Origin of the sequence: Marinifilum fragile JCM 15579 (assembly GCF_001310955.1) — a bacterium.
Lineage (GTDB): Bacteria > Bacteroidota > Bacteroidia > Bacteroidales > Marinifilaceae > Marinifilum > Marinifilum fragile.
In genome coordinates this window covers 57,741-78,253 of sequence record NZ_BAZX01000011.1, presented here as the reverse complement: position 1 = coordinate 78,253, position 20,513 = coordinate 57,741, and the positions used below count along the sequence as shown (strand labels likewise).

Annotated in this window: 20 protein-coding genes and 1 pseudogene; 8 read left to right on the top strand and 13 right to left on the bottom strand. The window is 35.1% G+C overall.

Annotated features, from left to right (window positions below):
• Positions 1-77 precede the first annotated feature (77 nt).
• Positions 78-536, top strand: a complete 459-nt coding sequence (gene rnhA, locus JCM15579_RS10145; protein WP_054719509.1) for a ribonuclease HI — start codon at positions 78-80, stop codon at positions 534-536.
• 7 nt (positions 537-543) lie between these two features.
• Here the strand turns inward: rnhA and JCM15579_RS10140 are convergent, their stop codons facing one another.
• From JCM15579_RS10140 to JCM15579_RS20430, 11 genes are all read right to left on the bottom strand, one after another.
• On the bottom strand, positions 544-942 hold the full coding sequence (locus JCM15579_RS10140) for a hypothetical protein (protein WP_054719507.1): 399 nt from the start codon (positions 940-942) through the stop codon (positions 544-546).
• A 146-nt stretch (positions 943-1,088) separates the two neighbouring features.
• The gene (locus JCM15579_RS10135; protein WP_054719504.1) at positions 1,089-2,114 is read right to left on the bottom strand and encodes a potassium channel family protein; all 1,026 of its coding nucleotides are present in this window, start codon (positions 2,112-2,114) and stop codon (positions 1,089-1,091) included.
• Positions 2,115-2,144: 30 nt separating this feature from the next.
• A complete protein-coding gene (locus JCM15579_RS10130) occupies positions 2,145-2,495 on the bottom strand; it encodes an S-adenosylmethionine decarboxylase (RefSeq protein WP_083464628.1) in 351 nt (116 codons plus the stop codon).
• 51 nt (positions 2,496-2,546) lie between these two features.
• Positions 2,547-4,085 carry a polyamine aminopropyltransferase gene (locus JCM15579_RS10125; protein ID WP_054719502.1) on the bottom strand — a complete coding sequence of 513 codons (1,539 nt, stop codon included), beginning with the start codon at positions 4,083-4,085 and terminating at the stop codon, positions 2,547-2,549.
• A gap of 110 nt (positions 4,086-4,195) precedes the next feature.
• A complete protein-coding gene (locus JCM15579_RS10120; RefSeq protein WP_054719499.1) occupies positions 4,196-5,068 on the bottom strand; it encodes a DUF350 domain-containing protein in 873 nt (290 codons plus the stop codon).
• A 30-nt stretch (positions 5,069-5,098) separates the two neighbouring features.
• Positions 5,099-5,941 (bottom strand): hypothetical protein, encoded by an 843-nt coding sequence (locus tag JCM15579_RS10115; protein WP_054719496.1) that lies wholly within the window; start codon positions 5,939-5,941, stop codon positions 5,099-5,101.
• A 77-nt stretch (positions 5,942-6,018) separates the two neighbouring features.
• The gene (locus JCM15579_RS10110; protein ID WP_054719493.1) at positions 6,019-6,570 is read right to left on the bottom strand and encodes a DUF4178 domain-containing protein; all 552 of its coding nucleotides are present in this window, start codon (positions 6,568-6,570) and stop codon (positions 6,019-6,021) included.
• 132 nt (positions 6,571-6,702) lie between these two features.
• Entirely contained in the window at positions 6,703-7,407 is a 705-nt protein-coding gene (locus tag JCM15579_RS10105) for a PspA/IM30 family protein (RefSeq protein ID WP_054719489.1), read from the bottom strand.
• A 20-nt stretch (positions 7,408-7,427) separates the two neighbouring features.
• Positions 7,428-7,823: a CesT family type III secretion system chaperone gene (locus JCM15579_RS10100; RefSeq protein ID WP_054719486.1), complete on the bottom strand. Its 396-nt coding sequence runs from the start codon at positions 7,821-7,823 to the stop codon at positions 7,428-7,430.
• Between the two features lie 324 nt (positions 7,824-8,147).
• Positions 8,148-9,290, bottom strand: a complete 1,143-nt coding sequence (locus JCM15579_RS10095; RefSeq protein WP_054719483.1) for an acyltransferase family protein — start codon at positions 9,288-9,290, stop codon at positions 8,148-8,150.
• A 137-nt stretch (positions 9,291-9,427) separates the two neighbouring features.
• Complete coding sequence (locus JCM15579_RS20430) at positions 9,428-9,955, bottom strand: helix-turn-helix domain-containing protein (RefSeq protein WP_172677414.1); 528 nt, start codon at positions 9,953-9,955, stop codon at positions 9,428-9,430.
• Positions 9,956-10,935: 980 nt separating this feature from the next.
• On the opposite strand from JCM15579_RS20430, the gene sucC reads away from it, so the two are divergent.
• From sucC to sucD, 3 genes and pseudogenes are all read left to right on the top strand, one after another.
• Positions 10,936-11,865 carry an ADP-forming succinate--CoA ligase subunit beta gene (gene sucC / locus JCM15579_RS10085; protein WP_305067100.1) on the top strand — a complete coding sequence of 310 codons (930 nt, stop codon included), beginning with the start codon at positions 10,936-10,938 and terminating at the stop codon, positions 11,863-11,865.
• Positions 11,838-12,104: pseudogene (locus JCM15579_RS22430) on the top strand (hypothetical protein); the annotation flags it as partial. The gene sucC and the pseudogene JCM15579_RS22430, both read left to right, overlap by 28 nt.
• Positions 12,104-12,979, top strand: coding sequence for a succinate--CoA ligase subunit alpha (sucD, locus tag JCM15579_RS10080; protein ID WP_054719479.1), 876 nt, complete (start codon positions 12,104-12,106; stop codon positions 12,977-12,979). The pseudogene JCM15579_RS22430 and the gene sucD, both read left to right, overlap by 1 nt.
• A 46-nt stretch (positions 12,980-13,025) precedes the next feature.
• Here sucD and JCM15579_RS10075 read toward each other — a convergent pair whose 3' ends face one another.
• A complete protein-coding gene (locus JCM15579_RS10075; protein WP_157471429.1) occupies positions 13,026-14,207 on the bottom strand; it encodes a Fic family protein in 1,182 nt (393 codons plus the stop codon).
• A gap of 192 nt (positions 14,208-14,399) precedes the next feature.
• Here JCM15579_RS10075 and JCM15579_RS21915 point away from each other — a divergent pair, with 192 nt between their 5' ends.
• The 4 genes from JCM15579_RS21915 (at position 14,400) to JCM15579_RS10055 (ending at position 19,646) form a co-directional block, all read left to right on the top strand.
• The gene (locus JCM15579_RS21915; RefSeq protein WP_054719474.1) at positions 14,400-14,969 is read left to right on the top strand and encodes an OmpP1/FadL family transporter; all 570 of its coding nucleotides are present in this window, start codon (positions 14,400-14,402) and stop codon (positions 14,967-14,969) included.
• Positions 14,858-15,673, top strand: a complete 816-nt coding sequence (locus JCM15579_RS21910; protein WP_083464627.1) for an OmpP1/FadL family transporter — start codon at positions 14,858-14,860, stop codon at positions 15,671-15,673. The genes JCM15579_RS21915 and JCM15579_RS21910 overlap by 112 nt, the downstream gene beginning before the upstream one ends.
• A gap of 142 nt (positions 15,674-15,815) precedes the next feature.
• Positions 15,816-17,714: a tetratricopeptide repeat-containing sensor histidine kinase gene (locus JCM15579_RS10060; protein ID WP_054719471.1), complete on the top strand. Its 1,899-nt coding sequence runs from the start codon at positions 15,816-15,818 to the stop codon at positions 17,712-17,714.
• Between the two features lie 12 nt (positions 17,715-17,726).
• Positions 17,727-19,646 carry a tetratricopeptide repeat-containing sensor histidine kinase gene (locus JCM15579_RS10055; protein ID WP_054719469.1) on the top strand — a complete coding sequence of 640 codons (1,920 nt, stop codon included), beginning with the start codon at positions 17,727-17,729 and terminating at the stop codon, positions 19,644-19,646.
• Here the strand turns inward: JCM15579_RS10055 and JCM15579_RS10050 are convergent.
• Positions 19,630-20,451: a GHMP family kinase ATP-binding protein gene (locus JCM15579_RS10050; RefSeq protein WP_157471428.1), complete on the bottom strand. Its 822-nt coding sequence runs from the start codon at positions 20,449-20,451 to the stop codon at positions 19,630-19,632. The genes JCM15579_RS10055 and JCM15579_RS10050 overlap by 17 nt on opposite strands.
• Positions 20,452-20,513 lie beyond the last annotated feature (62 nt).

Sequence of the window (20,513 nt, the reverse complement as noted above, 5' to 3'; positions counted from 1 at the left end):
GTCGAAAAGTCCAATTGTTTGCGTGAACCCTTTTCATTTTTTTTTACTTTTGATCTATAAAACCTAAACAAGAAAATATGTCAACAAAGATTACAATGTTTACCGATGGTGCAGCAAGTGGAAATCCAGGTCCGGGAGGATACGGAGTTGTTTTAATATCGGGAAAACATCGTAAGGATTTGAATCAGGGATACAAACTTACTACCAACAACCGAATGGAACTGATGGCCGTTATCGTGGGATTGGAAGCTCTTAAGAACCCAGGTTGCGACGTTACCATCTACTCCGACTCTAAATATGTTGTTGATGCGGTGGAAAAAAAATGGGTTTTTGGCTGGGTAAAGAAAAGATTCAAAGGCAAAAAAAATGCTGATTTATGGATGCGCTTTCTGCAAGTATATCCAAAACACAATGTAAAATTTGTTTGGGTTAAGGGACATGCCAATATTCCAGGAAACGAACGTGCTGACCAGTTGGCCGTAATGGCCTCGCAAGCTCCTAATTTACCCGATGATGTTGGATATCAACCTGAATAAAAGTATATTAGTCAGGCAAAGTTCTCCCTGAAATTTCTACTCTTCCATTTTTGATAAGTACAATATTAGGATCGTCATTAGGTAGCGTATCAGTTTCCGATTGTTCTGCACCTCCTTCTGGTGTCCAGTTTGCTGTGATACTTAATGAACCTTGATAAGGAACATCACCATAGGCTGCCGCTTCCAACCCAAGACCTGCTCTTACTCTAATGTCAATCGTCCAGGGTGAAGTTACATCAAACAACTCTACAATTTCACCCTTGTCATCCATGTACTCCACTTTATTAATCGTAGTTCCATTTGAAGCAACAACTGTATAGGTAATGTCATACATTAACCTTTTAGGATCATCCTTCGAACAAGAGAATAATAAAATAATGGATGCAATAAATAATATTCTTTTCATATTCTTGTGTTGATATATTACTTACAAAATTACTCATACAAGCATTAAAAATCAACACCTCTACTAGTAACACTTTTGCATTCATTTAAATCAACACCAGCTGCAAAGGCATGTTTAATCACTTCAAATACTTTGAAAATCTGGGTCTACTCTCCCTCTTTTACCCCAAAAAAGTTTTCCAAAGCCTTTTTACTATTTCCACTCGATATTAAAATCAGGTAGTTATTGACTTGCACATTGGTTCCTTTAACAGGATTTTTGATGATTTTACCATCTTGTACCAAACCTATCAGGATGGCATTAAAATCGACTTTCAGCTTTAGAAAAGCATCCATATAATCCGATCCTGCAAAAGGGCACTTTTCAGTAATCAGGTATTGTTGGATATCCGAATCCTCATCCGATACGCTGGTTGCTATTAAATCTTCGGTATAAGTGGCAACATGTGGTTCGAACAGATAGGACGCAACCAGTTTGGAAGCTACCTCATTTTGTGCAATAACATGATCGATTCCTGCATTTAGGAAAGTTTCTTTTAAACTAGGATTTGCACAACGCACAACCACATTCGACTGTGGATAATGCTTTTTCAGGTTGATTACAAAAACCAAGGTCTCAGAATCGCTCTCAAAATTCACAAATACACGCTTCGATTGCGATACATTCACTTTTTGGTAAGCCTCAATATTCGAATAATCAGCAAAAAGAGAAAAAACATCTTTCGATGCATATAGATCAGCAATTAAATCCAAATCTGACTTAGTATTGGTAACAATGGCCACTTTTTGTCCGGCATGAATAATTTCATTTGCTACCTTTTGAGCAAACTCATTCCAGCCAATAATCACATAATGATTCTCGAAATCGGTTCCCCAAAAACCACTTTTTTTCCTTTCCATATACTGATTAAATCTTACCGTTATTTCACCAATTAAAAACCCTAATATTCCTAAGCTCCCAATAATTACAAGCAAACCTATAATCTTACCCGGCAGTGTTACCGGATAAAAATCGCCATAACCAACCGTGGTAAGCGTTACAATTGCATACCAAAATGCATCTCCAATCGTCTTTATATTCGAATCAGGCGATTGACTTTCGAACCATTGAATGGAGAGAATAGCCATCACATAGACCAGAAATGCCGCCAGATATATTAGTTTTTTACGCATAGTTTTTAAAAATCTGAGCTAATTAAACTACTAATTGACATCTGGTGTACAAATTTCTATGCCTTTACCATTCCAATTCACTTGCAAATCGCTCTCTTCAATGAATTTCTTAAAATGCTCCGATTTACCTTGATTACAAGAGCTCAGCTCCACATAGGTGTATCCTTTATCTGGGAAAGTATGAATGGCTAAATGCGATTCAGCCAACATCCATAAAGCGGTATATCCCTGAACAGGAAAATGATGATCAGAACAATTCAAAATCACAAAACCCACCTTTTCCAGGTAGTTCTGAAATCTCACCTTTAAAATCATAGGATCACAATCGGTAACCCAAAACCTAAGGTTGTGTATTTTTGCTGCTAGTAATTTTGTTTCCATTGACTAGTTCTTTTACTGTATTATTCATTACTAATTATTAATTACCAATTGCTAATACAGATCCCAATTTCCTTTTAAATAATACTTATAAAGTACTGGCTCGTGTATTCTATTGACATGAACCGTATCCTTTTTCCATGGATAATAATCCTTCCCAAAGGAGGTGATCAAAGCCATTGCCTCATTATTGATCCATCGAGTCGGTATCTCAAATTCGAGCATTCTTAAATTCTTCTTCACATCACCATTGGCTTGTTTTACGCCTAAACTCCAACCCCACTCGCCAAGTGTAATCACCTGGTTGTGCATTGGAACAGTTTCGAATCCCGCACTTTTCATGGTTTCCACAATACACGAAAAAGCACGCGTAGCAAAATACGGACTTCCTGCTTGAGTAACGATTACACCGCCTGGTCGCATGTGTCGATAACATTGCTTGTAAAACTCATAGGAATACAATCGACCCAATTCTACCGATCGAGGATCAGGAAGATCAATAATGATAATGTCATAATAGTCTTCATTCTCTTGCAGAAAAGTATAGCCATCAGCATTTTTTACAACTACCTTTTCGTGATGAAGTGAATTTTCGTTCAACTTGGTTAACATCGGATGTGTCTTCCCAAGTTCAGTCATGGCTGGATCCAAATCAACCAAAGTAATCTTCTCAACTTTCGAATACTTTAGAATTTCACGTACCGCACATCCATCTCCACCTCCCAGTACCAAAACATTAACAGGATTTGGATGCAAACTCATGGCTGGATGCACCAAAGGTTCATGATACATCACCTCATCGCGGGTACACAACTGCTGGTTTCCATTCAGATATAACCAATAATCATTTTTCCACTGGGTAATAACAATGCGTTGATATTTGGTTTGTTCGGCATAAACCACCTTATCGGCATATTTTAGTTGCTCTCCATAACTAATCACTCTATCAGCAATGGCTGTTCCTGAAGTAAGAAATACCAGTATAAAAACTGCTATCCCTGATAAATTTCTTCGTTCACTTGTTTTAAAAAGATCCCATAAGAAAATCATAACAACAATTGAAACTGCAAAATTTACAAACCCAAGAATAAATGGTGTATAAATTAAACCAAAGAAAGGCAGACCAATAAAAGCGAAAAATATGCCACCTAATAAGCTACCGTAATAATCGTTCTCAAGAATATTCGAAATGTTAAATCTTAATTTCTCGTACTCATCATTAATTCTAATTACCAAAGGAATTTCCATTCCGATTAGCAAACCAACCAATACTGCCAACGAATAAATTATTATTCCAATTGCTTGCGTATATGCTGATGCCGTATAAACCAATAAAGGGGCGAATGAAACCAGAATTGACAGTATAAACTCGAGAAGCAAAAACACTTTCAATAAGTTTTTTTCGAAAATCTTACTGAAACGAGCACCAAGCCCCATGGAAAATAACATCAACGAAATGGTCATAACCCATTGCAGGGTAGAATCACCAAGAAAATAGGTTGCCAGTGTAGATAGAATATACTCTGCTACTACACCAGAAAATCCGGTAGCAAAAATTGCTGCCTTTAATAATGTTGACTTACTCTTAAACACAAACTTTCTAATTACGAATGACGAATTTCAAATTACGATTTACGCCATTCTTTATTAAGAATCTCATTTGGAATCAACCTCGTAATTCGTAATTCCAAATTCGTACTTTCTTACAGGCACCAAGTAATCAATACCGACCCGCCAATATATGCAAAAGCTTCTACCAAAGCAGCTCCTATATTTGGACGTTCCTGATTGATAATTTCATCGGTTAATCTCTCTCCTGGAAGCAAAATTTTATCAGTAATTAAACGCATTACCGGAAGAAGAATTAATCCTACCACCAATTCAAATCCCGTCTCGGCAAAGGAAGGAAGCCACCCTTCAAAATCACCTACCAATCCAAAACGAATAAGGTTACCAATGGCAATAATTGCACCAGCAAAACCAATACCTACAGCAACATTGTCTTTTTCGATATGTTCGTGAATATTGTAAGGAGTAATCCAATTGTAGAAACGTGTGGTAAGAATTAAAGCCAGCTGACCAAATGCCCAAAACACCACTGCAGTTAGAATTCCGAACAACATATCACCACTTTCGCCTGAAACTGCACCAAAAATAATTAAACCTGATGCAACTGAAACAGCACCTTCAATAATTCCTGTTCCTGCATTTTGATCTTCAATAATTTCCTTACGGATAGAAAAATTACGAAGCATTAAATAATCCGAAAGGAAGATGGAACAGTTTAAAAGAACAATTGCCAACAATCCGTAAACTGCAATATCAATAATGTCGTTAACTAATCCATTTGAAGGACCAACAATGGCACTACCAATAGCCAATAACAAGCCAACATAGTAACCAACATGTGCAATGGCAAAAGCAAAGTTGTCTTTTTTTACCAATTCTTCTTTTACCTTAAATGAAGGATGAAGCAGCTGATATACAAATTTTCCAATCAGGAAAATGGCAAATGCCACAGCGATATAAACCACAGCATCGTAAATGATATAAGAAATCTCTGATAATGAAATCATATTTTTAAATCTATGAGTTATACACCAATATTATTTACCAAATCCACCACTACGTGAGCGTGTAGAACGACTGGACTTGTATCTGGAAGAACTTCTGCTTGTCCTCTTATTAACAGTACTTGAAGATTTTGAACGTGTAGAGCTAAATCTGCTAGATTGACTTGACGAGCGACTCACCTTACTTCTTACGCGATCTTTAAAAGTATTAGGTTTGCTTGCCCAGGTACTACTCTTTCCTGATGTTGAGGATGTATAACTTTTGGTGCCATAAACCGGACTTCCACCTTGTGGTCCATAATATCCTCTTGATCCACCATAATAACCACCTCGGTTGTAATCGTCCCAATATGATCGACGGTAAGTCATCATATTAAACATCGACGACATAAATGCATATTGCCCATAGAATGCCCAGAAAGAAGATCCTCCTCGATTTTCCCATCGTCCGTACTTCTCATTGCCCACATAATGATTATAACCTGCCGGAACAGCTTGCTTGGTGAGCTTGCCATCCTTTTTTGAGGCAATTTCCATTCCCATATCATTAATGTGCTGTGAGAAAAAAGTCTCACTCACTTCTCTCCATCCGGTTTTCTTCTCAAGAATGGTATCTGGTTTTTCTATCAATACCTGGTACTGATGTCTGTAATCTTTTCCTGATTCACTTGCATCCATATCGAATAGAATGATAGAAAAATTTTGCTCTCCATTCAATTCTTTAATCAACTCATCAACCGGTGATTTTTGCCATGTTTTTGATACTTGAGAGCCTGATGATCGTTGGCGAGATGTGGAAGAATCGCAACTTCCACATGTTTTCACAATAAAAAACAATACGATGATCCCAAGTACAACTTTTGCTGTGCTATTCATTATAACTTCGTTTTTAATTACGCATTACGAAAGATCCGTTACAATTAAAAAATCGTGGAACTCGTAATTCCGAATTATTAATTCGTAATTTCTTTAGGTAAGATATTAGAGATTTCGAATTCTTTGATTCGTTTTCCTGCAGAGGCTTCAAACTCTTGTTCATCCCATTGTTCAATGCAAATCACAAACTCACCTGACTCATCTTCATAGTCCCAGGAAATAAATTCAATCCATTCATCTCCTTTGGCTACATCATTAAAAAAACCAGGAGATTCCTTATCCATAAAATACTTTTTCCCTTGATACTCAAATGATGCTGGAGCTTTTTGTTTTCCTAACAGTGATTCGTGTACCTCTTCGCCCAGTTGCCTTGTTTTAATCTTTTCTGATATGGAAAGGTACACCTCATCATCGTCCTCAACAGCTAAAAACATGGTTTTTGCACCATTAAAAATCTTGAATTCCTGAGTATAGAAATTATCACCCCAATCGTATTCAAAGCAAGCTTGTACTTCCCAACTTTCAAGATCGTATTCAAAAACAAAACCAACATCCAGGTCGGTTACCCGGATATTGGTGCTGTCGTACGATGGCTGTTTTTTTCTTTTAAAAAAATCGGCTAATCCCATTTTTAATTTCGTTCAATTTGTAATACCGATTAGTAGCCAAATATCCACTCATTTCACTTCGTTCATGATTGCATTATAGCAATCTATCGGCATTATTTGCGTTAGTTTTGCATTTATAGTCAAATAAAACTACTATTCTTTATTCTTCATCTTAGCCTTTAACTCTTCCAAGGCATTCGAAGCTTTAACGTTTGTTTCATTTAAAGTTGCATCAATTTCCTCATCCAAACTTCTGTTTTCTACAGAAATTTCTCCGTAAGCTTCAGCCATAGCCTCTTGCTGAGCAACTTTATCTTTCATTTTTTCCAACATTGACACAGTTCCAGAACTATCAATTCCAGAAAGTTGTTTGTTGATTTTTTGAGTTGCAGAACTTACACGAGCGCGAGCCTTTAAAGTGCGCAATTCATTCTCGTAGCGAGTAATCGTTGATTTCAACTTCTTTACATTGGCATCAAGCTGACTGATGTTTTGATCGAATCGGGTCACCTCTTCTTGAGCACGTGCTACATTTGCAACTGCCTCCTCTTTTCTTGCAAGTGCTTCCGTTGCCAAACGTTCTGCCTCTGCAACATCTAAATCACCCTTTTCTGCTTTTTGTAATAGAAGAATCGCTTTTTGCTCGTAATTCTGTCCCAACGACTTTTGTTCGTTTAATTCTCTTTTGCTTCTGATCGCTAAAGCTTTCACCTCCGCCAAAGCTTGTAAGCTCTTGTCCAAATCCTTTTTAAGATCTCTGATCCCTTGTTCGGTCATCTTAATAGGATCCTCTAATTTATCTATAGCTGCGTGAGCTTCTGCTTTACCCACATTAAATAGTCTGCTAAAAATTCCCATTTTTTTTAATGTTTTATCGTTTACAATTTTGAAAATGAAATAATCTCCTCCGAGTATTCACTCAGCAATAATTCCAATGAATTTAAAGTAGCTTCCAATTCATTCTGATCCAGATTTTCCAGTTGAAGAGTATCACGGAACAATACCTTAGTACCTGTTTCGTCTAAAGTAAAAGCACCATGTACAATTTCCCTGTTTTTCATTAGTAATGATTTATAAATATCATTCGTATCTCCATTAATTTCGAAAAGTAATCCTTCAATAATCAAAATCGGATCTTCACAATCAACAATCAGGTTTGCAATTCCACCATCAGGATTCTCAACTACGAATAGTTCTTCTGCTAAATTTTCCTGTACAATGTTGTATTCTAAGTTCAATAGGTAATCTTTTACCTTGTTAAAGTATCCACTCATTTTTATCTGTTTTTAAAATTGATTTAATTAAAATTAGAACAATTTATTGGCTCCGAGAAATATCCAGAATAGTATTTAAACTCTGAAATAAATTTACCACCTATGGCCACTAAATGGTAAAATGGTTCTCATTTTTTCTGTTTGAGTTTGAAATTACAAAATAGAATGCGTTCAGCAGACATTTAATCGGGAGAATATTCAAAAAAATCGATAAATGGGAGTTTTTACATGTTTTCCCTTTTTTAAAAGAGAAATCATTCTATATAAGAAAAAGTTCACCCAACAAATGAACTTTATACTGATTTTTTAATTGCTCTATTTTATTTAAACTCTCTTTAATTGTAATTGTTCTTTCTTTCGTGCTTTAAGTCCAAATAAAACTCTCATAAAATTAAACGGCCGAATTAGTAATAAATAAATACCAACACTTGTTGCAAAAGAAGCTATGGTAAGATAAAGAGCTTTAACAACAATGTTCATTTCCATATCTTTAATATAAAAACCTATCAATAAAATAATTGGCTGGTGTAGCAAATAAAAAGGATAAATGGCCTCATTGGCATGTTTACGAAATGGGGAATTGAATCTCATGTATCTACAGAAAAAACCCAAAACTGCAATCCCTGTAGACCAAGCAAGCATGATATCCATTATGGTATGAAAATATCGGTATACTGTATCATTAACAATCCATTCGCCTCCAACTCTATAGCAAATATAAACAGAGATGGCAACCAAAACATTCAGGTATCGATGAGAGATAACACTTTTCGTCATTTCTTTACTGTTTGCAAATAAATATCCATAAATAAAATAGAGAAAATACAGGAACATATAAGCCCAATCATCAATAAACCCATGGGTACTATTGGGCCAGAATTGACGCAATATTAATTGAGAAATGAGAATTGGAATGACGAATAGAAGCATTCCTCCCTTTTTACATGCGATTCGATTAATCAAACTTAGAAAATTCTGAGATCGATTACTTCGTAGCCATTTAATAATTGGAATCGCAATCATGGAGAGAAAAAAGAGATACAAAATAAACCACAAATGATGCCAGCTCATATTTCCCTCAGGGTATACGCCATCGAACACATGCGTATAAAAATTCCAAAGAGATGGATACTCGGTAAATTTTTCGAGGTAAACCTGTATGGGAACCAGAGCAAATAATCCGAAGAAGAAGGGTAACATCAATCGCTTGTTCCTTTCTTTCGCGTATTCCAATATAGATCTTTTGCCCAGGGCCAAAAAAGTTCCTGCTCCAGAAACCAAAAACAAGAGGGGCATTCTCCAACAATGAAGGAAACCCATTAGTTCAACCAACTGTGGATATTGAACATTGTTTTTCACATGCCAGTGCCAAGGATTAAAAAACATCCCAATATGGAAAAGAAATACACTTGCGATAAGTACAATTCTTAACCAATCAATTTCGTATCTTCTTTCTGATTTTTCCATTTTGATTCGATTTTTACAATTTGTCTTTTGCTTTGAAACAAAGATCTGACAGAAGGAATCAAAATGACGAATCCGATTATAGGCAAGCCGTGTTTCCCGATAAGGAAACACTTGACACTAGTACATCTAATGTTGATTTACAGCGAGTTCTTAAATTGAGTAGGCGTTTGTGAAGTGTGCTTCTTAAATGCCTTATTGAATGAAGATTTTGAATTGTATCCCACTCTTTCGGCCAATTCCTCAATGGTGATATTTTGATTTTCATTTTGTGAAAGCAGTTCCTTGGCCTTTTCAACTCTCAACTCGGCCATCCATTCAAAGAAACTTTTTCCCAATCGCTCATTAATCACTTGCGAAACATGATGCGAAACATATCCAACCTTTTTGGAAAGGTGTGGGAGCGATGCCATATTGTTTGCAAAATACTCCTCATCTTTCATCACACGGCACAACTGATCTAAGATCGCATCTTTTTGTGATTCACTCAACGAAGATTTGGAATATTTCTCCGCTGCTTTTATAATATTACTTTTCTTGAAAAAGAGAGAATCATTCACTACCTTAATACTGGCCAAGTAGATAATTAAGGTAATATAGGATGCAATAAAATGATCACCCAAATCGCGCCCGAGCGTAGATTTGGTAAGTACAAAAATGACAATCACAACAAAAAAATGAAGGCATAAATTTCGTAACCATCTTAATTGTTGATTTTTCAATTTCCAAAATTGCAGCTTTTTGCTTTTTGCCTCTTTCAAGATTTCCTGAATACAAAATCCCAAATAAACTACAAAGTGCAAAAGTGTTAACTGATTAATATGGGCTCGCAGTTGTAAAGGATCATCACTAAATTTTTGTATGACTTGAATTCTTTCCCAATCAGGGTGATTCACCCAAACAAACGAATTAAATTTGAATTCATCTGTCTGTAAAAAATAGAAGAAAGAGTAGAAAATATAAAAGGCAAAAAACGCAAAGTGCCAATAATCCCGTCTCTTGAAATTAGGTTTCAAACTATATCTTATATATAGATAGCAAATAGGTGCAATGGCAAAATTCAACGGCTCAGAAAAATTATCAATGAAAATTACCCGAGTCATGTAGCCTGTATAATTCAACCAATGATCAAAAATCAAAAGGGAAAGACTTAATAATAGAAACCCGTAAACACGATTGGATAAAACCATACGATTTTCTTTGTTCAGGAAAAAATAGGTTAGAAAAAATCCTTGAAAAATCCCCAACAGGATCAGAAGTGAAAAAATATCTAAGCGAAGTTCAACTGGGTACATGCAAATTTGAATTTGCCATGAAGTTACTCTATTATTTATAAATTATCGAAAGTTTTACCACCATCAAAACTTATTGTCACAATCTATAAACCCATCGAAAAAGAATAACACCTTGTATTATCAATGAATTCCAACAACTTACACAAAAATGTAAATTAAAGATGCGAAAATCTTTAAATTTCTGATAAATCACCTTTTTATTCCATGCAGATATTTATATATTTAGGTTCATCTAAAAATTAAACATTTGTATCATTATTAACCGACTTGCCTAAATCTGTTCAAAATCAAGTAAAACAATACCAGCAGAACTTTTGCAGGTCATTCCAAGCCTAACAAAAAATTTTTATAGAATGAAGATTCACGAATATCAAGCAAAAGAAATTTTACGCTCGTTTGGTGTTCCTGTTCCAGAAAGCAAAATCGCATTCTCGGTAAAGGAAGCTGAAGAGGCCGCAGCCGAAATTGGCTTACCGGTAGTTGTTAAAGCCCAAATTCACGCCGGAGGTAGAGGAAAAGGTGGTGGAGTTAAATTTGCTCCAACGGCACAAGATGTTTCTCAATATGCCAACGACATCCTAGGTATGACTTTGGTAACTCATCAAACTGGTCCTGAAGGAAAACTAGTGAAGAAAGTACTTATCGAAGCCGCTTCCAACATTGACAGAGAATTGTACGCAGGTATAGTTCTTGACCGTGCCACTTCAATGGTAACCTTTATGGTATCAACCGAAGGAGGGATGGAAATTGAAAAAGTAGCAGAAGAAACTCCAGAAAAAATTGTAAAAGTTGCTGTTGATCCTGCTGTTGGATTGCGTCCATTCCAGGCAAGACAAATGGCTTTTGCTTTGAACATGACAGGAGATGCTTTTAAAAATGCTGTTAAATTCTTTATGGCACTTTACAAAGCCTATATGGGAACCGATGCTTCATTGTTTGAAATTAACCCTTTGGTGGTTACCAAAGAAGGAGATGTTTTAGCTTTGGATGCAAAAGCCAACTTCGATGACAATGCTTTGTATCGTCATAAGGATATTATAGCACTTCGTGATTTAGACGAAGAGGAGCCTTTGGAAATTGAGGCTGGTAGATCTGGTTTGAACTACATCAAGTTGGAAGGAAATATAGGATGTATGGTGAACGGTGCTGGTTTGGCAATGGGAACTATGGATATTATTAAACTAACAGGTGGCGAGCTGCAAACTTCCTTGATGTTGGTGGTGGAGCTTCTGCTGAAACTGTTGAAAAAGGTTTTAGAATTATCCTGTCAGATAAGAATGTAAAGGCAGTATTGATTAATATTTTTGGTGGTATTGTTCGTTGCGACAGGGTTGCCAAAGGTGTTATCGAAGCCATTAAAAATATCGATACAGAAGTTCCTATAGTAGTTCGTTTACAAGGAACAAATGCCGAGGAAGGGAAAAAACTACTTGAAGAATCAGGCATGAATATTATTGCAGCTACCGAATTAAGAGATGCTGCAGAAAAAGTTGTATCCACCCTAAAAACCATCGAAGCATAATGAGTGTACTAGTTGATAAAAATACAAAACTAGTGGTTCAGGGAATCACTGGTTCAGAAGGTGCGTTCCACACCCAACAAATGATTGAATATGGAACCAATGTTGTAGCAGGTGTAACTCCAGGAAAAGGAGGCCAAATGTTTATGGATAAAGTACCTATTTACAACACCATGAAAGGTGCGGTTGAAAAAACTGGCGCCAATGCATCTGTAATTTTTGTTCCACCTCCATTCGCAGCCGATGCGATCATGGAAGCTGCTGAGGCTGGCGTTGCTTTGGTGATTTGTATTACGGAAGGAATTCCTGCACTTGATATGCTGGAAGTTCACGAATACTTAAAGAAATATCCAAATACAACTTTAGTGGGTCCAAACTGTCCGGGTGTTATTACTCCTGGTGAAGCAAAAATTGGCATCATGCCTGGATTTATTCACAAGCCAGGAACCATTGGTATCGTCTCACGTTCGGGTACATTAACCTACGAAGCGGTGCACCAATTGGGTGAAGCTGGTTTTGGTCAGTCAACTGCCATTGGTATTGGAGGTGACCCTATTATTGGAACCCGTCATATTGATGCAGTGAAATTGCTGAATGAAGATCCAAAAACAGAAGCCATCGTACTAATTGGTGAAATTGGAGGTTCGGATGAAGAAACTGCTGCAGCTTACATTGCAGAGAATGTAGACAAGCCTGTTGTTGCATTTATCGCAGGTCAAACAGCACCTCCTGGTAAACGAATGGGACATGCCGGAGCAATTATTGCTGGCGGTAAAGGTACTGCCGAAGAAAAAATGAAGGCTCTCGCTGCAGCTGGAATTCACGTAGTTGAATCACCTGCAGATATAGGCAAGAAAATGAAAGAGGTATTAGGGTAAATCACAATTAATAATAAAAAGCCGATTCTTTACTGAATCGGCTTTTCTATAATTCAAATAGCTGCAAATACTCCCACAAATAAAAAAGTCTATTCCTTCTAGCTCCAACCAGCTCTTTAACCAATCCAATATTCTCAAATTCTTTTATGAGTAAATTGGCTGATTGAAAGCTCAGTCCCAACTTTTCTTTGATATCATTTACCGATAAAAATGGCTTGGAATAGAACTCTGTAATCAATTGTTTGGCAGATTGATGTCTTTTCTTACCCATTTGCTCCTCGATCAACTTCTGATTTCTTTCCTCCATTGAGTTGATATTACTCAAAATCTCTTTACTATAGAGAGCTGACTCTTTGATTCCAGTCAGGAAAAAACGAATCCATTGCTCTATATCATTTTTCGATCGAATTAGATTTAGTCGATGATAATATTCCAACCTATTACGTTCAAAAAACACTGATAAACAAAAGACAGGTTTGCGCACAAAATTTAACTCCATCATTTCGAAAAGGATAAGGGTTCGTGCAGTTCTTCCATTACCATCAAGAAATGGCAGTATATTTTCGAATTGATATAATGAAATAGCCATTTTAATTAACTGAGGCAATTCTAGAGATTCATTTCTCCAGAATTTTTTACCATCATTAATCAAAATCTTTAATTCATGCTTATTGGGAGGTGTATATTCAAATCCATCCTCAAATTTTTTATCATTTGAATGATAATATGGTCTGATTTTTCCACCGTAATCCTCCATCTGAGGAAGATCGGAGCACAGTATCTTATGAGCTTCTTTTACCAATCGAATACTCAAAGGAAAGCGTTTTAACTCCTTAACTCCCCATTTTATTGCTTCGATATGATTGCTAATTTCCTTTTGCTCATATATGCGTTTGAAACTTTTCGAGTTTTCAGGCACAAAAGCTTGTGATAAATTACATTTGCTCCCTTCTATCATATTGGAAGCAACAGCCTCTTGTGCTACAAATAAAGGAATGTAACGATTTATGTTTGGAAAAAATTTAGAGAATGCATTCAGCTCCCCCAATTCCAACATCGCACTCTCTAACAGAATATTAATCTGTTTATCCTTCCATTCAAAAGAACGATTAATTAAAGAAGGAGTTACGCTTCTATACCCCTCTTTAAAACTCTGATAAGTATAATTTCCAGATGTTTTTTTATTCAAGTTTCTATCCATATCATTGAATAAAGATATCTTATTCAAGATAAAAGTATTAAAATTTAATAAAAGACCATTGAAAATTATCCATCCTTTTTCTTATCGATAAATCTAAATATTTGCATGATTTTGATTTACTGATATTTACACACCTCAACCTCCTGATCTTAATTGTATTACACTTGCAAGACAAAGTTTTTAAATTATATTCAGATCGAAATTTTAAAACATCAACTTATGATTAAAAGAATTTGTTTAGCCATCGCTGTAATTGCAATGGCATACAATGTAAAAGCAGAAGGTTATGCTGTTAATCTTCAGGGAGCTAAGCAAACTGGGATGGGACATGTTGGTACTGCATTAAACTTTGACGCAAGCAGCATGCAATGGAACCCAGGTGCATTGGCAACATTAAGTAACAAATATAGCTTCTCATTAGGTGGATTTGGCACTTTTACTAAAGCAGAATATACAGGATTAAATGGTACTGAATCTACAGATAACCCAACAAATACTCCGTTCTATTTATATGGATCAATGAAAGTAAGCGAAAAGCTTGCTGTTGGTCTTGGGGTATATACTCCATTTGGAAACACTATGGATTGGGGAAATGACTGGTCTGGGAATCAATTAATTCAAGACATTACCTTAAAAGCAATTTATATTCAACCAACAGTTTCTTATAAAATAAATGACTGGTTAAGTGTTGGTGCAGGACTAAATATTGTTTACGGAGAAGAAGATTTAAACAGAGCGGTAAATGTAGGACCTCTTGTAGATCAGCTGATCCGGTTTTTGGCTCAGTAAATATTTCAGGAAACAACATTCAGTATGGTTATAACCTTGGAGTTTTCTTGCAACCTACTGAAAAATTAAACATTGGTATTTCATACAGATCGCAAGTAGATGTTGATCTTGAATATTCTGATGCAGATGCTGATTTTACTGTTCCTGAAGGTATTTCTGCACTTTTCCCTGATGGAGGAGTTGCAGCATCATTACCACTTCCTGCAAGTTTAAATATTGGTTTTGCATATCAGATCAACGACAAATGGTTGGTTTCTGCTGATGCAAACTTTATTAAATGGAATGCATACAAATCATTGAATTTTGATTTTGAAAAAAATACTTCTATTCCTCATCCTAGCATCCCTAATGTAATGATTCCTGTTCTTGCCGATTCTGAAAGTACAAGAGACTGGGACAATACAATGACTTGGAGATTTGGTGCAAGATACACTGCTAATGAAAAATTAGATCTTTATGCTGGTTTATATTTCGACGAAACACCAACAAATGATATGTACTATACTCCTGAAACTCCAGGAGCGAACAAAGTAGGCATTTCATTAGGTTTTTCTTATAAACTTAACAACAAGCTTAGCTTAGATGCTTCATTACTATACAATGAAGGAGAAAAAGTGGACAGAGTGGATAGCAACTCAGGTTTTGCAGGAGAATACAAATACAGAGCTTGGTTACCAGGTGTTGGTATTACATACAATTTTTAATTCCATTTAAATTTGGATACTGAAAGCCTGATCAATGATCAGGCTTTTTTATTACCATAAATCTACTTTTTGCTAAGTAGTTGTCTGTTTTTCATTGAATATTCATATTTTGCAATGATTTTCTATTAATATACTCTAAAACATGAGACGAATAGGCTTACTACTTCATTTAGTTGTTTTTACAAACTTTATATACGCTGTTGGTATTTTCAATGATAATCCACAGATTCAATCCGAAGAACAAATTAAGCAGCTTCTAAATCAAGCTAAAGCTTTAAGAGATTCTTCATATGATACAAGCACAGATATAGGAAGAAAAGCAATAGAATTAGCAAAAAAAACAGACAAGGCCGAGATTAAAGCCATCGCTCATAAATCTCAAGGAATTACATTTTTCTACCAAGGTTTATTCGACTCCGCTTACTATCACTACAACAAAGCAAAAGAGGAATTTTCTTCGATCGATGACAGCCTAAATGTTGCCATTTTGAATTCAAACATCGGAGTAGTTTACCGAAGAACAAATAAATACGATAAAGCACTACAACAATATTTAAATGCACTTGAAATATATGAGGCTTTAAATTATACCAAAGGAATTGCTGCCGCTTACACAAATATTGGAGGGGTATACCAAACACTTGGGAATTCTAACAAAGCATTAAAGTTTTATCTTAAAGCAAAAGAGATCTATTTCAAAATAAATGAAACTCAGCGTTATTCAAGAGTATTAACCAATATTGGTGTTATTAAATTCGAACAAGGATTATTTGAAGAATCCTTAAGCTATCAGCTTAAAGCTTTAAGACTGAACGAGAAGGATGGAATGTTGCAGCACAAGGCAATTATTCAATTAAATATTGGTGAATGTTATCAAAAATTGAATAAACCTCTACAAGCTTTAGAGTATTTTAATAAGTGTGAAGATATTAGACTACAACTAAATGATATTTGGGGAATTGGGAAACTTTATATCAAAAAAGCCATTGTACTACAAGAGTTGGGGCAACTCAAAGATGCTGAAACTTATTTTAAAAAAGCAGAAACATTTTGCAAGAAACAGAATTTATCTGAGGATTTAAGCGTGACATACCTTTACTATTCCGGCCTTCTTGAAAAATTAGAGCGTCCAGAAATGGTCATTTCGTATCTGAAAAAATATTACTCACTTACAGATTCCCTACAAGGAATAGTTAGAGATGAACAATTAGCTGAAGTAACTGCAAAATTTGAATCGGAACAGAAAAAGAAAGAATTTGAGCTACTAGAACAACGAACTCAAATTCAAAAACTTGAGTTAGGTCAGAAAAATGCATGGATTATTGTTTTATTGGTTGTCATGATCCTTGGAGTTGTGGCAGTTTTGGTTTCGTTAAGAATTAACCGTTTGAGGGCAGATCATAAAATCATGGATCTGCGTCAAAAAGTATTATTGACACAAATGAATCCTCACTTTCTGTTCAATTCTTTAACAGCAATTCAGAGTTTCATTTTGGATGATAAAAATGATGATGCCAACAATTATCTTTCCAGATTGGCCAGTTTGGTACGTGGAATTTTGGAGAATTCAAGAGAAGAATTTGTTTCATTACGAACCGAATTAAGAACTTTAGAAGACTATATCGGACTTCAGAAATTAAGATTTGAAAATGATATTGCTTACAATTTCGAAATTGATGCGACCTTGGATCAGGACGAAGTAATGGTACCTCCAATGTTGGCACAACCATTTATCGAAAATGCTTTAATTCATGGAAAACTTAGAAATAATCCTGAAGCTTGTATTAATGTAAAAGTCTCTAAAACAGATGATGAAGAGTCGATAAGATTTAGTATTATTGACAACGGAATTGGAATAGAAGAAGCAAAAAAACAGTCAAAACAAAAAAGCCATAAATCATTGGCTACTTCTATTGCTCTTGATCGTGTTAAGATTTACAATTTTAAGTCTTCGAAAAAGATGAATTTTGAAATCATTGATTTAATTAATCTTGGTGAAACTGGAACCAAAGTTACCTACTCTATTCCATTAATCACTTAACCAGAATTAAGCATGCAAAAAACAATATCAACAGTTGTATTTTTACTGATATCCTTTACATCATTTTGTTCGGTTAATAACGATGAGAAGACTAGCAGCAAAAACTTGCAAGAAAGAATAACAACTTACCTTGATTCATCATCATCTTTGTTAAGGAATAATTCGTTAACTAAAAGCATAAAAGTTTGTAACGAAGCGATTTTATTAGCCGAAAAAATAGAAGACCCTGTATACTTATCAAAAGCTTATAAGTGTCAAGGTATTAACTATTTTTATTCAGGCAATATCGATTCCTCCTTTCATTATTACAATAAAGCCATTCCTCAATTCGAAGCTATTGGTTCTAAAGTAGATGTTGGAAAGGTTATTGGGAATATTGGACTCTTATACAAAAGTCAAGGACAGTATGATAAAGCTCTAGAGTATTATCTTGAAAACCTTCAAATATACAGAGAGGCAAAATATGACAAAGGTTTAGGTAGCGTGTACAATAATTTAGGTAATCTGCATCAATTAATTAAGAACCTAGAATATGCAGAGGATTACTACCTGTTGGCTTTAAAAAACTTCCAAAAGCATAGTAATTCATTAGAAATTGCCAAAGCTTATTGCAATTTGGGGGCAGTTTATGAAAAACAAAAAGAATACTCAAAAGGGCTTGATTATTACAATCTTGCACTAAAGGAAAATGCGAAAATTGACAATAAACTTTTTGATTCTAAGTTGTATTTCAACATTGGTTACTTGTATCAATCCAATAAACAGCTTGATTCGGCTTTAGTGTATTTAAAGAAGTCAGAAAAACTCCGAACTGAACTTGAGAATTTTTCTGGTCTTGTAAATGTAAAGTTACAACTTGGCTCTACCTATTTCGAATTGAAGAATTATACCCTAAGCGAAAAATACTTATTGGAGGCATTTGACCTTGCAAAAAAATTAGAAAGTCATCTTCTATTACCAGATATTCTTTTTCAGCTATCATCATTGTATAAAGATAAAAAGCAATTTAAACAAGCTTATGATTATCAATCTAAAGGAGTTCAGTTAAAAGATTCTTTAAATACAATAAGCATTGAAAATAAATTTGCTGAATTAGCTGCTGCTTATGAAAATGAAAAGAAAAAACAGGAATTTGAACTGTTGCAGCAACGAACTCAAATTCAAAACCTTGAATTGGGTCAGAAAAATGCCTGGATTATTGTTTTATTGGCTGTCATGATTCTTGGTGTTGTAGCTGTTTTGGTTTCGCTTAGAATTAACCGCTTGAGAGCAGATCATAAAATCATGGATCTACGTCAGAAAGTATTGCTAACACAAATGAATCCGCACTTTTTATTCAACTCCTTAACGGCAATTCAGTGTTTTATCTTAGACGAAAAAAATGATGATGCCAACAATTATCTTTCAAGATTGGCTAGTTTGGTACGTGGAATTTTGGAGAATTCAAGAGAGGAATTCGTTTCTTTACGTACAGAATTACAAACATTAGAGGATTATATTGGACTGCAGAAACTAAGATTCGAGAATGACATCGCTTATCATTTCGAAATTGATGCCACCTTGGATCAAGATGAAGTAATGGTTCCTCCAATGCTGGCACAACCTTTTATCGAGAATGCACTTATTCATGGAAAACTAAGAAATAATCCTGAAGCATGTATAAACGTGCAAGTGACTAAAACAGAAGATGAACAATCCATAAAGTTTGATATTATTGACAATGGAATCGGGATAGAAGAAGCTAAAAAGCAATCCTCAAAAAAGAATCATAAATCATTGGCTACTTCCATCGCTTTAGATAGAGTAAAAATTTACAATTTTAAATCATCCAAAAAGATGAATTTTGAAATTGTAGATATGAAAAATATTAACCCAAGTAAATCAGGGACCAAGGTAAGCTATAGCATTCCAATACTTACCTCATCGAAGTAGGAGAAATTTGCAGATATGAGAATTTCATTTTCGATAAGAATTTTTCAGTTTCCTCCATGTTTCTTGTAAAACCCAAAAGGTAACCTCCTCCTCCGGAACCGCATAATTTCAACCAAAATTTGTTGGAATCGAGGCCAGTTTTCCACAATACCCTATAACCATTTGGGATTTTATTTGTAAAATTTTGATATTGAAATGACGAAAGAATTTGTATTGATTCAAAGAAATTGTCAATATCATTATTGCAAAAACAATGAATACATTGTTGGGTAACAGGTATGAGTTCTTCTACAATTCTATTTCGAAAATCTATCGACTCACATTTCAGTAAAAAATCATTTACCAAAGGTGCCGTATCTCCCTTTTGTTGAGTATCAATTAAAAATACAGCAACATTTTCAAAAAAATTATCCAACTGCAAATTAACAAGAGAAAGTTTATCATCTCCTGAAACCAATATTGGATTATTGACATAAGAGATCAATGGATCCAGTCCGGAACTTTTACCATGAAATCCTGATTCTAACAATGACAATTTTCGCTTCAATTCTGTTAAATCTGTTTCATTGGATCCACTATTCTTCCCATAATGCTTATAGATTGCAGCACATAATGCACCTGAACTACCTACTCCGTAACTTATTGGAATTGAGGAATTGAAAATTAAACCTGAATTAATATCTTTTTCAAAATCCGATAAGTTCAAAACAGACTCAAATGCACTTGAATTGGACAGCAGGTATTTGAAATACTTTTTTAATTCTGAATTCGATTTTATTTCTGCTTCAGATTTATTTAAACTCATAAAATCAAATTTGGCTTTAAACATTTTGAAAGGTATGCTTAATGCCATAGAATTCAACAAAA

What these genes read in the sequence shown, in the direction of transcription:
- JCM15579_RS10120 (WP_054719499.1), bottom strand. Translation starts at nt 5,068, where the DNA reads ATGATTTCATTATCAGAGATTTCTTATATCATTTACGATGCTGTGGTT.
- JCM15579_RS10110 (WP_054719493.1), bottom strand. Translation starts at nt 6,570, where the DNA reads ATGGGATTAGCCGATTTTTTTAAAAGAAAAAAACAGCCATCGTACGAC.
- rnhA (WP_054719509.1), top strand. Translation starts at nt 78, where the DNA reads ATGTCAACAAAGATTACAATGTTTACCGATGGTGCAGCAAGTGGAAAT.
- JCM15579_RS10140 (WP_054719507.1), bottom strand. Translation starts at nt 942, where the DNA reads ATGAAAAGAATATTATTTATTGCATCCATTATTTTATTATTCTCTTGT.
- JCM15579_RS10100 (WP_054719486.1), bottom strand. Translation starts at nt 7,823, where the DNA reads ATGAGTGGATACTTTAACAAGGTAAAAGATTACCTATTGAACTTAGAA.
- JCM15579_RS21915 (WP_054719474.1), top strand. Translation starts at nt 14,400, where the DNA reads ATGATTAAAAGAATTTGTTTAGCCATCGCTGTAATTGCAATGGCATAC.
- JCM15579_RS10055 (WP_054719469.1), top strand. Translation starts at nt 17,727, where the DNA reads ATGCAAAAAACAATATCAACAGTTGTATTTTTACTGATATCCTTTACA.
- sucD (WP_054719479.1), top strand. Translation starts at nt 12,104, where the DNA reads ATGAGTGTACTAGTTGATAAAAATACAAAACTAGTGGTTCAGGGAATC.
- JCM15579_RS10135 (WP_054719504.1), bottom strand. Translation starts at nt 2,114, where the DNA reads ATGCGTAAAAAACTAATATATCTGGCGGCATTTCTGGTCTATGTGATG.
- JCM15579_RS10095 (WP_054719483.1), bottom strand. Translation starts at nt 9,290, where the DNA reads ATGGAAAAATCAGAAAGAAGATACGAAATTGATTGGTTAAGAATTGTA.
- JCM15579_RS10050 (WP_157471428.1), bottom strand. Translation starts at nt 20,451, where the DNA reads ATGAGTTTAAATAAATCTGAAGCAGAAATAAAATCGAATTCAGAATTA.
- JCM15579_RS10130 (WP_083464628.1), bottom strand. Translation starts at nt 2,495, where the DNA reads ATGGAAACAAAATTACTAGCAGCAAAAATACACAACCTTAGGTTTTGG.
- JCM15579_RS10060 (WP_054719471.1), top strand. Translation starts at nt 15,816, where the DNA reads ATGAGACGAATAGGCTTACTACTTCATTTAGTTGTTTTTACAAACTTT.
- JCM15579_RS10115 (WP_054719496.1), bottom strand. Translation starts at nt 5,941, where the DNA reads ATGAATAGCACAGCAAAAGTTGTACTTGGGATCATCGTATTGTTTTTT.
- JCM15579_RS10105 (WP_054719489.1), bottom strand. Translation starts at nt 7,407, where the DNA reads ATGGGAATTTTTAGCAGACTATTTAATGTGGGTAAAGCAGAAGCTCAC.
- sucC (WP_305067100.1), top strand. Translation starts at nt 10,936, where the DNA reads ATGAAGATTCACGAATATCAAGCAAAAGAAATTTTACGCTCGTTTGGT.